This window comes from Pricia sp., assembly GCF_041745955.1.
In the GTDB taxonomy this organism is placed as follows: Bacteria; Bacteroidota; Bacteroidia; order Flavobacteriales; family Flavobacteriaceae; genus Pricia.
Window position 1 is genome coordinate 1 of sequence record NZ_JBGTHY010000186.1, and the last position, 11,504, is coordinate 11,504.

At 45.1% G+C, this 11,504-nt stretch carries 12 protein-coding genes; 6 read left to right on the plus strand and 6 right to left on the minus strand.

The features are described 5' to 3' along the window. Positions 1 to 165: 165 nt before the first annotated feature. Genes ACEW8S_RS06495 through ACEW8S_RS06505 form a run of 3 tightly spaced genes read right to left on the minus strand, consistent with a single transcriptional unit; the run spans position 166 to position 1,025 of the window. Entirely contained in the window at positions 166 to 360 is a 195-nt protein-coding gene (locus ACEW8S_RS06495) for a hypothetical protein (RefSeq protein WP_373517360.1), read from the minus strand. After that, positions 360 to 545, minus strand: a complete 186-nt coding sequence (locus tag ACEW8S_RS06500; protein ID WP_373517361.1) for a hypothetical protein — start codon at positions 543 to 545, stop codon at positions 360 to 362. The genes ACEW8S_RS06495 and ACEW8S_RS06500 overlap by 1 nt, the downstream gene beginning before the upstream one ends. Before the next feature lie 18 nt (positions 546 to 563). Beyond that, positions 564 to 1,025: a hypothetical protein gene (locus ACEW8S_RS06505; protein WP_373517362.1), complete on the minus strand. Its 462-nt coding sequence runs from the start codon at positions 1,023 to 1,025 to the stop codon at positions 564 to 566. Positions 1,026 to 1,231: 206 nt separating this feature from the next. On the opposite strand from ACEW8S_RS06505, the gene ACEW8S_RS06510 reads away from it, so the two are divergent. The 5 genes from ACEW8S_RS06510 to ACEW8S_RS06530 are packed head-to-tail and all read left to right on the plus strand — an operon-like array spanning position 1,232 to position 4,253. Beyond that, entirely contained in the window at positions 1,232 to 2,530 is a 1,299-nt protein-coding gene (locus ACEW8S_RS06510) for a Y-family DNA polymerase (RefSeq protein WP_373517363.1), read from the plus strand. Continuing rightward, complete coding sequence (locus ACEW8S_RS06515; RefSeq protein ID WP_373517364.1) at positions 2,508 to 2,960, plus strand: LexA family protein; 453 nt, start codon at positions 2,508 to 2,510, stop codon at positions 2,958 to 2,960. The genes ACEW8S_RS06510 and ACEW8S_RS06515 overlap by 23 nt, the downstream gene beginning before the upstream one ends. A gap of 2 nt (positions 2,961 to 2,962) precedes the next feature. After that, the gene (locus ACEW8S_RS06520; protein WP_373517365.1) at positions 2,963 to 3,736 is read left to right on the plus strand and encodes an SOS response-associated peptidase; all 774 of its coding nucleotides are present in this window, start codon (positions 2,963 to 2,965) and stop codon (positions 3,734 to 3,736) included. Positions 3,737 to 3,792: 56 nt separating this feature from the next. Beyond that, entirely contained in the window at positions 3,793 to 4,113 is a 321-nt protein-coding gene (locus tag ACEW8S_RS06525; protein ID WP_373517366.1) for a hypothetical protein, read from the plus strand. Between the two features lie 8 nt (positions 4,114 to 4,121). Next, on the plus strand, positions 4,122 to 4,253 hold the full coding sequence (locus ACEW8S_RS06530; protein WP_373517367.1) for a hypothetical protein: 132 nt from the start codon (positions 4,122 to 4,124) through the stop codon (positions 4,251 to 4,253). 798 nt (positions 4,254 to 5,051) lie between these two features. On the opposite strand, the gene ACEW8S_RS06535 is transcribed toward ACEW8S_RS06530, so the two are convergent. Both ACEW8S_RS06535 and ACEW8S_RS06540 read right to left on the minus strand, forming a co-directional pair. Next, positions 5,052 to 5,561, minus strand: a complete 510-nt coding sequence (locus ACEW8S_RS06535; RefSeq protein WP_373517368.1) for a VOC family protein — start codon at positions 5,559 to 5,561, stop codon at positions 5,052 to 5,054. Between the two features lie 87 nt (positions 5,562 to 5,648). After that, positions 5,649 to 6,632, minus strand: coding sequence for an NADP-dependent oxidoreductase (locus ACEW8S_RS06540; protein WP_373517369.1), 984 nt, complete (start codon positions 6,630 to 6,632; stop codon positions 5,649 to 5,651). 335 nt (positions 6,633 to 6,967) lie between these two features. Here ACEW8S_RS06540 and ACEW8S_RS06545 point away from each other — a divergent pair, with 335 nt between their 5' ends. Then, positions 6,968 to 8,509, plus strand: coding sequence for an IS1182 family transposase (locus ACEW8S_RS06545; RefSeq protein WP_373517370.1), 1,542 nt, complete (start codon positions 6,968 to 6,970; stop codon positions 8,507 to 8,509). A gap of 282 nt (positions 8,510 to 8,791) precedes the next feature. Here ACEW8S_RS06545 and ACEW8S_RS06550 read toward each other — a convergent pair whose 3' ends face one another. After that, positions 8,792 to 10,774: an ATP-binding protein gene (locus tag ACEW8S_RS06550; protein ID WP_373517371.1), complete on the minus strand. Its 1,983-nt coding sequence runs from the start codon at positions 10,772 to 10,774 to the stop codon at positions 8,792 to 8,794. Positions 10,775 to 11,504 lie beyond the last annotated feature (730 nt).

The window sequence follows — 11,504 nt, forward strand, 5'->3', positions numbered from 1 at the left end:
ATTGGAAAGCAGATAATAGGTAAATCCATCACTCTGAAAAATATCCGTGATAGTACCTATTTTACAGTACACGCCGTCGATGTTTTTATAGCATACCTCCTGACGCATTTCCAGATCATGATCGACCGTCGTTTTGAATAATTGTATTTCCATTACGAATAATCTTTAGTTGAAATGGTGGACATGGATATAATTATTGGTCACAACGTCCCTGACCGTATATGAGGTGTTGTAGTTCTTGCCTTTCCATACCTGTTTTTCCCTAAGCAGTTCGTACTCGCTCCGGGCCACCTCCCTCTTATCGACGAACCATCGGATTAGCTGGTTTGTCTCGTGCTGCTGTACTTTCATGAATTCCATTATTTCTTGATTTTAGTTAAATTCAACGGCACCCCGTCGAGACCGTAATCGAACGTGTACCCCAACGGTCTTAGCACATCCGAAAGATTTCTACATTCCTCGTACTGATTGGCCTTATCGTTGAACCTATCGATTGCCTTTCGTACCTTTTTGGGCAGTTCCCCATATTTCTCGAATGAAAACATATCGTAACGGGTTTGGGATTAACGTGATCTTTTTACACAACTTGGACAGATGCCGTAACCGCTATCCTGATCGAACTTTGCCTGTACCTTAATGGTAGACCTGAACCCCGAACCGCAACATCCGCAGTCGAAATATACCTGTGTATCGACATCGTTGACCTTTACCGGATTATCAAAGGACAGGCCGTAGGTTTCCTTCATTGCCGAAACGTTCTGAAAGGAACGCACGAACCCTATAAGCTCGTTATCGTTGCACCATGGGACGGTTATGGATTCCAAGGAGTAATATTGTCCGTCCTTGATAAGCAACACCGCTGCTTCATAGCCACCGCATCCGCTTGGATTGGCATCGTTGATCCATAAAGTGTTACCGATAATATGACCTTTGCCGATTCCCATATTTTTTAGGGCTTCGATCTGTTCTTCAATGGTATTGTCCGACATATCCGCAATGGTGTTAACTCTAGCTTCGTAATACATATTTTTGCTTTTAGATTATACCCTAAGTTACTCATATACAGAACTAAAGACACGGAATACCGTTACTTTTGAACCCTTTTTTTATTTCCCTTTAAGTAGATACCTTTCAAGGTATAATGGCCTGCCCGGACCTTATAGGGAAGAAATTTTATAGGTTATCTGGGATAAACTATCATCGTATAATTTTTGGATATAACTTTGTGCGAATGAAACGGGAAAAGGGAACTAAATTCTATGCGCTGATAGACTGCAATAATTTTTATGCAAGCTGTGAGCGCGTATTCAATCCCTCGTTGGAGAATCGACCGATTATCGTGCTTTCAAATAATGACGGGTGTTGTATTGCCAGGAGCAATGAGGCCAAGGCCTTGGGAATCCCGATGGGCGCGCCCTATTTCGAGTATAAAAAGTTCTTCGCCGAAAACAATGTGGTCGTACAAAGTTCGAACTATGCCCTTTACGGTGACATGAGCAGTAGGGTGATGAACATCCTGTCCCGATATACGGACAACATCGAGATCTATAGTATTGATGAAGCCTTCCTTCTATTTGAAGGTTTCGAGCATTTCGACCTGGAGGAATATGCAAAAACGATAAAAAACTATGTTTTCAGGGCCACGGGAATCCCTGTATCCATTGGCATCGCAAAAAGTAAGGCCTTGGCCAAAGCGGCCAATCGCGTGGCCAAGAAATTTCCCGAGCGCACACAGGGCGTTCACGTGATAGACACCGAGGAAAAACGTACCAAAGTTCTCAACTGGATAAAGGTCGAAGACGTTTGGGGCATCGGTTCGCGCTATGCAAAGATGTTGGAGTTCCACAAAGTTGGGACGGCCTTGGAGTTCGCACGGCTCCCGGACGATTTCGTCAGGCAAAAAATGACGATAGTGGGTCTTCGTCTGAAACATGACTTGATGGGAAAACCCTCCATCCAGATGGAGGAGGTCCAAAACAAAAAGGGCATTGCCTGTACACGTTCCTTTCCAAGGATGTACACCGAATTCGATGACATTGCCGAACGTATAAGGACCTTTTCAGGGGTTTGTGCCCGTAAACTACGTATGCAGGGATCGGACTGCGCCATAATAACGGTTTTCCTCCGGACGAACGCTTTTAGGAACGATTTGCCACAATACGGGCGTTCGGTCTGCTTCAAATTGCCCTTTCCGACAAATTCCACCATTGAGATTACGCAATATGCTCTAAAAGGTCTCAAATCGATATTCAAGGAAGGCTATCATTATAAAAAAGCGGGTATCATGGTAATGGCCCTCTCCCCCACCCTGGAAAAACAGTTCAGCCTTTTCCATAACAGTGACGCCAGGCATAGGCCGATCATGAAGGCCATTGATAGGATAAATTTGCTCAACGGTTTCGATCTCGTTAAATTCGGTGGGATGGACCTGAAGAAAAAATGGAAAATGAACCGTAACCGGTTGTCGCCGAGATATACAAGTAACATCAACGATATTATTACCATAAATGCAATTGAAACAAAGGCTTAAGCTTGAAATTCTTATTCCAAGGGAAGGTAATCCACAGGGATATCCCTTTTTTGACGGTGCCGGCATATCTGCAGGGTTTCCGTCACCGGCGGACGATTTTAAGGAAAACAGGATTTCCCTCGATACGGAGCTTGTCGGCGATACCGAAGCTACATTTTACGCCCGTGTTAATGGAAATTCAATGGAAGGCGCCGGAATGTACGACGGCGACCTTTTGGTAATCGATAGAAGTATCGAGCCTTACGACGGATGTATAGCGGTGTGCTATTTGGAAGGCGAATTCACGGTAAAGCGCGTCAAAAAAGAGAAGAACAGGGTCACGCTCATGCCTGAAAATCCGAACTATAATCCCATTGTCATCGAAGGTGAGAACATTCTCTTGATATGGGGAATCGTCACATATAGTGTAAAAAAACATCACGGAAAATAATTATGTGCTTTCATACCAGAATAATCAGTACTGCGGAAGAGATCGAATCCCATTATGGGGTCGCCCGTTCGGCCAAGGAGAAAAAGGCGGGGCATGAATTCATTTATCACCATGCCAACGGTTATAGTCACGACTCTTTTTGGATTATCCCACAGGAAAAAAGCGACCATATGACCCCGATGATGTGGGGGCTGCTGCCACACGACAAACCGGGAGCGGATTATGAAAAATACTATAAGAAATCCATCCCATGGGGTGCCGGCCTGAATGCGCAGGCCGAAAAGCTGTTCGATTTTTATTTGTACAGGCCCAGTGCACTGACCCGCAGGTGCATCGTTCCGCTCAATGGGTTCTATGAACCCCACACATGCGAAAAGCCCAAGAATTTTAAAGTACCCTACTATTTTGAGCAAAAGGATTCGGCCATCATCGGATTGGCCGGAATCTATACCATAACCCCCGATAAATATGTGTCCTTTTCGATTCTTACAAAAGAGGCCCCGGAAGGATCCAAGTACGCCACGATCCACAACAAAAAAAATCGGGACGGTGAAGAACACCGTCAGGTCATACCTTTGGCGAGGGAGCAGGTCGAAGCCTGGTTGTCGGACGATCTAGTTGAAAAGGACGTTTACGGCATTATAGATAATGATTTGCCACAAAATCGGATCAACACCTATTCGGTCAGTAAGGATCTATTTTCGCGCACGGTCAATTCGGACCGCCCGGATATTGTTGACCACGTTACGTACCCACAGGTACAAATTCCCTTTTAAGTATTCGAATATTGGTACGTTTATTACATTAATCTTAAATATTATATCTTTGTTTTATGTCCTTAGAGCAAAATCTTGTCTATCCCGACCAGGTCAAAGACCATCCAATTGATGGTATATTCGATAGTGCATATTTTTGGGACGTCGACCCAAAGAAAGTATTTATACGCAAAGATGCACGGTTTGTTATCGATCGTATTTTCCGTTGGAGTGTTTTCCCCGGAGCGTTGGATATTTTGGATAAATATTACTCCAAAAAAGAGATAAGGGAGGAAGCAATGCGATGCGATTCTATTTATAGCAACGAATCCTTCGAGATACTTTCCAAAAGGTATAATATTTCAAAAGAAGAATTTTTACACTTTAGGTCCTTTTAAATTCCATAATGAAAACCGGAGTTCCCATTCCCTTGAAGTCCACTATTCAGGAACTGATGCAATTGGATGTCCTGGGTCCATTTTCATTGGGTGGTGGCACTAACCTAGTCCTAAAATACAACCATCGCCTACGGATATAGACCTTTTCAGCCATAATATTGTTGGCAGGGAAGCCTGGATCGATATAAAGGAAAACCTTATTTCCATATTTCCGGAATCATCGTTTTTTATACACAACAAGGAAAATGAGCAACTTTCTTGGTTAACGGGCGTACTGGTAAAGGGGTATGAAGCCCAACGGAACGAAAACGTACGCTAAGACCTCCAATCCCCTACATATACGCCAACCAGAATATTGAAAACACACAGAATTGAACGGACATCCTGCCATAAATATCGATTGTTCACATAAAAGCTCACCCTATCTTGAACATTAGGACGACAACCCTGCGAAAACGTACGCTAAGAAAGAATATTCAACGTTTTGTTAAGACCCTGTATTGGCGCAGTTTCCTTTCAAGGATTTTTCTTGGCCCTATTGGGCCTAAAGAAAGGGTAGCTGTCACAAGATGCCATTTACATCATATTTTCAGCACCACCTATAAAGGTTAAGTGATAGGGTATGATAGGATTGTGCTTTTGCCGGCAATAGGAAAGTTCAAAAAAACGTGGGATTAAATAAACCAACCGAATTTTGGATAATATAACGAAGAATGTTTCTATATGAAATAGTGTGAAAAAGTAATTCGTATCTTTAAAAATTTCAATTGCAATACTCCTATGCGCTCCTCAACACATAAAACCAGACTTGAAATGAGCTATTAAAAACATCTAACATTTAGTAGGAGACCAAAACCACATTGAGAAGCCATTATTAAGGATAGTCGATCCCAATAATGGCTTACATAAAAGTAACACTGTAACCTGGTGGTACATACTTAATCTTCGTAGGCACCTGAAGAATAAGTTAATTCATAACTATGTGTGTAAATTTCGAAAACAATACCGAACGGATCTTCCACATAGCACATTTTAAAAGGCTTTTCTTCAGGATAATATTCCCGTATGGGCATACGCTGTTTTCCACCTGAGGAAACAATATTATCTATCAACTCCTCAATATTTGGATCCTGAATACAGAAATGGAAAAGTCCGGTATTGAAAGGATTGAATTCCGGAGCTTCTTTTATGCCATGTGGAAAGGAAAACAACTCGATTCCTATACCATCCGAAGTGGACATATGGGCGATTTCAAATTCTTCCCAATCATCCCCAAAAACATCTATGCACATTTGGCCGATGGCGGAATCCTTTTCTTTTTTAACGGTTGAAGGCGGCATAATTATATACCAACCCATGACGTCTTCATAAAATTTTACCGCCGATTTTATGTCCGGAACGGTTATCCCTATATGGGAAAATGATTTTGGATACGTTTCTTTTTTCATGATCTAATGTTTTAATCGGTAATTGATATTTTTACGGAATACATCCATTTGAGACTATCTCTTAAGAGGAGTACACGACTTTTTTGATTAGGAAAGGCTTATGATCACTTTTCCTTTTGCACTTCCGGTGGCCAGATATTCATAGGCATCTATTCCATCCTCTAAAGAGTAGATAAGATCAATTATGGGCTTAATGTCCTCATCTTCGACCATGGCTGTAATGACGTTCAACTGCTCGGCATTGGGCTGCATCCAGGTTAATTTATAAATAGCTGATTTCTTCTTAATCAGATCGGCCAATTTTTTGGGTAATTTATAATCGGTCATACCCATGTGTTTTGCTGTTTCTTCGTCAGGTGGGCCTACTATGGTAGTCACCTTTCCACCTTCTTTAATGATTTCGAAGGCTTCGAAAGTGTAATCATTCCCTAAGGTGTCAAAAACGATATCCAAATTTTTCACAACCTCTTTGTAGTCCTCCGTTTTATAATCAATCACACGGTCAGCACCTAAAGCTTTGACCCAGTCTACATTTTTAGTACTGGTAGTTGTATAAACAATTGCTCCCTTAGCTTTGGCATATTGAACGGCAAAACTGCCCACACCACCAGAACCTGCATGAATAAGAATTCTATCGTTTTTCTTTATACCGACACTTCCCAAAGCTTGGATTGCCGTTAGTCCTGTCAGTGGTAGTCCGGATGCTTCTTCGAAAGAGATGTTTTCCGGCTTTTTAGCCACTAAATCACTTTGAACAGCTACGAATTCTGCTATTGTACCCATTTGTTGCTGTGGAACCCTGGAATAAATTTCATCGCCAATTTCAAAATCAAGAACATCAGTACCCTTTTCAACAACAACGCCGCTCACGTCATAACCGATCGTAGCCGGAAAGTTTAAAGTCACCATATCCTTTAGATGTCCTCCGACCAATTTATAATCAATGGGGTTTAGTGAAGCTGCTTTGACTTCGACTAAAATATCGTTTGGTGTTATAACCGGTCTTTCAGTTTCATTTATGGACAGACTGTCCCTGATTTCACCGTATTTTACTATTTGTAATGCTTTCATTTCAATTATGTTTTATAGAATTATTCACCTACCGGTAATTTAAGCTTTATTGTCCGTCATTTTATTTTTCGGAAAGAATATCAAATCATTCGGCTGATCTATGAAAAAAATCGGAAAACGGCAAGCTGGTTCTATTCGATTTACATTTTGCCGTCATTTGCTGTGGAGCCGGAAATAAATTTTCATGGAACGCGAAAAGTACACTTAAACGACCCATATAGGTAAAACGAAGGGCAGTTCTGTAAAGTTCAATCAAGCGTGGGTGACTGTTGCAGAACTCCGATGAACATCAATTTTTGCTTTCACACATGCGCGGAAATCCGTAAATTAAGGGTATGCAAGGCAAAAAGAACTATACCGAAAAATTGTTCCTTAGCTTCCAGTTATCTGACCGGATCCCAAAAGAAAATCTTTACGGAAGGCTCCGCGAAACGCTTGACCTGAGTTTCCTCTATAAGGATACTAAGGAACTTTATGGCAGGACCGGCAACCCCTCGATCGACCCCGTGGTCTTTTTCAAGCTGTTGATCACGGGATACCTCGAGAACATCACCTCCGACCGAAAACTGGTGGAGCACTGTAGTATGCGGATGGACGTGCTCTACTTTCTGGGCTATGACCTGGACGAGGAGCTGCCATGGCACTCGACGATAAGCAGGACGAGGCAACTCTACCCGGAATCCCTGTTCGTTACATTGTTCAACAAGGTATTTACCCTATGCGTAGATAGCGGAATGGTATCCGGCCACACCCAGGCGGTGGATTCGGCCCCGATAAAGGCAAATGCATCCATGGAAAGCGTAGTGCCGAAAATGCCGGCCGCCCATATGCAGGGCCACTTGAAAAAAGTGTCGGAAGAAAACGGGGAAACCACGAAAAAACGTGCAGAAACCGTATCCCCCGCACGTGTCTCCGCTCCCGTGCACGAGCTGAAGCGCGTGGAGAAACACCACCAAAATCTCAGGGACAGTCCGGTACGCCCTGCCGGTGCATCCCACAAAAAAGCACGGCTGCTCAGCAATAAAACGCACTATAATCCCCATGATCCCGATGCGCGTATATCGGTAAAGCCGGGCAAGGCGAGAAAGCTGAACTACCATTGTAGTATGGCGGTGGATACCGCGGAAGGGGTAATCTCGCATATCCAGGCGGACTTTGCCGACGGTAGGGACAGCCAGTACTTGAAGGATATCAGCCTAAAGGTGCAGGACCGTTTAAGGAAGAACGAGCTTGTAATGACAGATCTGCTGGCGGACGCAGGTTATTCCAATGGCTCCAACTACGATTTTCTCGAACAACGGAAGGTTGCCGGGTGGATACCCGTCTTCGGGAGATATAAACCTGAAATAAAAGGTTTTCCCTACAACAGGGAAAAGGACGAATATAGATGCCCGATGGACAGGCCCCTGCCCTTCAAGGGATTCCATACCAACCGGGACGGTAGCGTACTGAAAAGCTACTGGGCAGCGCCGAAGGACTGCAAGGCCTGCCCTATGAAATCCAAATGTGTGCCAAATTCAAAATGCAAAAAAATCTCCAAAACGATCTATGACGAACAATATCTGAGGGCCTACGCCCGACAGCACAGTGACAGGGGCAAGCGGATGAAAAAGCTGAGACAAAGTAAGGTGGAACCCGTATTCGGCAGCCTGACCCAGTTCTACGGTCTAAGAAAAATAGGCGTGCTGGGCAAGGCCGGTGCACACAAGGTCATGCTCATGGCCGCGATCGCCTTCAACCTGAAAAAGTACCTTAAGAAAGGGGGAGGGAAACCCTCCGTTCGGATTTTAAAGACGATCATGGACGCATTCCGAGGCTTCCCGGCCATTTTTATCCGGCAAATCCGACCAAGGCCGGTTCTCCAAAAGGCTCCATAAAACACTTTAATCGAGTCGATATCTTGTGCGTAGACCACTTCTGCAACAGCCACGTGGGTTTAAGTACACTAAACCAGATGCGGATGTAGTTTATTAAACGTTCTTTTTCTAGCATAGGGAAAAGAGGCCATCTTTTACTTGAACTTTTTGGAACTGTGTGAGCTTGTTGAGCTATTGAAAATCCCCCCATCGATAATGTTTACGATCGCACTCCTGCCGTTGGTATTGCGGCCCTTCCAATCCTGTAAGATTCGATGTCTTCGGTTGTTGTCGGATTGCCGTCTATGCCCCGTTCGGCCGTGCCTCAGGCAAAAGTATGTGAAACGCCGCCCCCTCGCCCCCCTTGGATTCCGCATAAATCTCGCCATGATGGTTCCCGGCTATCCGTTTACAGAGCGCCAGGCCGATGCCGGTGCCGAGATACCGGCCCGACGGGTTCAGGCGCTGGAATATGGCAAAGATCTTTTGGCTGTACTTTTTTCCGAAACCTATTCCGTTGTCCCTCACGACAATCTCATGGTACGATAGACCTTGGTCGAGCGATGTATGTCCCGAGGCCTCCCTTGCCGAAAGCTTCCGGGAGGATATCGAGATGATCGGTGCCGCCCCCTCTTTCGAGAACTTGAGCGCGTTGCTGACCAGATTGTAGAAAAGTTGGTTAATCTGTAACGGAACGGCCTCCAGTGTTGGCAGTTGGCCAATCTTCATTTCGGCCCCTTTCTGCTCGATGAGCAGTTCGAAATCCGAGAGTATATCCTTCAAGACGGTGTTGAAATCGGTCGTCTCGAACAGTTGTTCATGGTGAGCCAGGCGTGCATAGTCGAGCATGTTCTTTATCAGGGCTGACATCCGTGCCGATGATGCCATTATCTTTGATAGGTAGGTATCCAAGTCCTTATCGGAGATTCCTTTCCCTTTGTCCGTAATACGGCCGGCAAAAGTGGTTATCTTTCGCAGCGGTTCCTGTAGGTCGTGGCTGGCCACGTGGACGAACTGGTCAAGTTGCTCGTTCGTACGGTTCAGTTCGTCGATGATGGTAAGGTAATTGCGCTCCACGGCCTTCCTTCTTGTAATGTCCGAGATTTCGAGAAGGATAAGTTTTCTGGATTCCCTTACGCGCACGATTTCCCGGGCATTGAACCGGAATACAAGTTCCCCGTCGGAATCGGTTTCCAGGGTAAGTTCCTCGTCGACAATCCGTTGTTCCTCGGGAAGTACCTTCTGCAGCAGCGATCGGAGCACTTCATGGTGCCACAGCCCGTTCTGGACCTCGAAAAAATGCAATCCCTCCACCTCCTCCGTTTCCACATCGAACTTTCGGTAGTAGGAAGCATTGGCCTTTTGGATGTGCAAATTGTCGGCCAATACCAGAAAAGGCTCGCGGACCGTGGCGATGACTTCGTCGGAATAGGTGAGGGAATCGTTCAGTTCGTCCTGCTTTTCGATAAGCTCGCGGTTGACGACGATCAGTTCCTCGTTGGTGGATTCCAGTTCCTCCTTCGAGGTCTCCAGTTCCTCGTTGAGGCTCTGCATCTCCTCGTTGCCGCTAAGTAGTTCCTCGTTTGCGCTCTGGAGTTCCTCGTTATAGGCTTCCTGGTCCTCGCTGATGCCCCGCATGTCCTCGCGCAGCTGTTCCAGTTCGTTTTCCAAGGCAGTATTGCGCTGTTGTACCTGGCTTTCCTGGGATGTGGCCAGTACGGGCTCCACCTTTTTCCAGACCTTTTCGAAAAACCCGCTATCGGCCTTATTTTTCCAGAAAAGCACGAGAAAGTATGGTTCGAGGAGGTTGGGCATGGGAACGACCTCAAGGTCTACGCTGTAACTCTCCAGTTTGGTCTTTATAGGTATACCCTCCTTCCTTACCTTGCCCGGCCCTTCCTTGGCCTTGTGCAGGGCGTTGCGGAGCTCGAACGCAAGTTCTTTGCGGGCGGTCTTTATCAGTTCGTGCGAGGGCCTTCCGGTGGACGGGGCCACGAAGGGCTCTATGTTACCGTTTATATGAACGATTTCGGTGTGCCGGTCGATTATGACGCTTACCGGGGCATAGTCGGAGATAAGTATGGCCTCCGCGCATTTTTTGAAGTCCGTATCGGGCGTTGCGATTTTCTCCCGCTTTTTTCCGACAAGGTCGATCGGTTTTTGTACCCTTAACGTAGCGTCAGGCTCAAAGCGGCCCGTTCCCGCCTTACGGGAGTATAGCTTCAAGCTTTTTGACACAGGGGCGAACTGGTCCGTCGCCCTGCCGATGCTCTCGGATTTTCCCATGAGCAGATATCCGTTTTCCCTCAGCGCGTAATGGAAGGTCGAGAGCGCCTTTTTCTGTAGGAACGGTTCCAGATAATCGAGTAGGCAAGGGGAATTTCACCCCAAGCCTCTCACAGAACCGTGCTTGAAAGTCTCCCCTCACACGGCTCTTCAAACATAAACGACATTAAAAGGTTCATCCTTTTTCAAGTTGACCAAATGAAATCTACATTTGCTAACCCCTTCGCTCCATTTCCATTACAGAAACTTCATCACTACTACGAGTTAGTCTGCCTCTGTATAACACTTCGATATTCTGCCTCTAAGTTGTTCTTATTGTGCATTTCTCTTAGCATTGTTATACAGTTTCCCAAGTTCCGTAAATAAGCCTAAATAAAGTTCTTGCCATCTGAATGACGCCAGCCTTACAGAAAATAAATAGGTAACTTCTGTAATTAATGTTTTCACAAACATTACTTTTCACTCCGTATCATACTTCGTAGCTTTTGACTGGAGGTAGCAACTTCTCGACACCTCTTCAATGGTTCACTTTCGTTCAACTCCTTTATTTGCACCTGCTAACCTCTTGGGTTAGATTCTCCTAAACGCTCAGTACCCAGATTATTAATCAAAGCACCTTTAGGTGGTTTGAAGCCATCGCCTATACAACGACTTCGATGGACCTTCCATCATCTTACTTACAGCATTCAGTCAGTTTTATTGCCGTGACTGATTCTTGGCACACTATGAA

Coding starts and splice junctions, on each gene's coding strand:
- ACEW8S_RS06530 (WP_373517367.1), top strand. CDS start 4,122: ATGAAAACCGGAGTTCCCATTCCCTTGAAGTCCACTATTCAGGAACTG.
- ACEW8S_RS06545 (WP_373517370.1), top strand. CDS start 6,968: ATGCAAGGCAAAAAGAACTATACCGAAAAATTGTTCCTTAGCTTCCAG.
- ACEW8S_RS06500 (WP_373517361.1), bottom strand. CDS start 545: ATGTTTTCATTCGAGAAATATGGGGAACTGCCCAAAAAGGTACGAAAG.
- ACEW8S_RS06505 (WP_373517362.1), bottom strand. CDS start 1,025: ATGTATTACGAAGCTAGAGTTAACACCATTGCGGATATGTCGGACAAT.
- ACEW8S_RS06520 (WP_373517365.1), top strand. CDS start 2,963: ATGTGCTTTCATACCAGAATAATCAGTACTGCGGAAGAGATCGAATCC.
- ACEW8S_RS06535 (WP_373517368.1), bottom strand. CDS start 5,561: ATGAAAAAAGAAACGTATCCAAAATCATTTTCCCATATAGGGATAACC.
- ACEW8S_RS06510 (WP_373517363.1), top strand. CDS start 1,232: ATGAAACGGGAAAAGGGAACTAAATTCTATGCGCTGATAGACTGCAAT.
- ACEW8S_RS06550 (WP_373517371.1), bottom strand. CDS start 10,774: ATGGGAAAATCCGAGAGCATCGGCAGGGCGACGGACCAGTTCGCCCCT.
- ACEW8S_RS06540 (WP_373517369.1), bottom strand. CDS start 6,632: ATGAAAGCATTACAAATAGTAAAATACGGTGAAATCAGGGACAGTCTG.
- ACEW8S_RS06495 (WP_373517360.1), bottom strand. CDS start 360: ATGGAATTCATGAAAGTACAGCAGCACGAGACAAACCAGCTAATCCGA.
- ACEW8S_RS06525 (WP_373517366.1), top strand. CDS start 3,793: ATGTCCTTAGAGCAAAATCTTGTCTATCCCGACCAGGTCAAAGACCAT.
- ACEW8S_RS06515 (WP_373517364.1), top strand. CDS start 2,508: ATGCAATTGAAACAAAGGCTTAAGCTTGAAATTCTTATTCCAAGGGAA.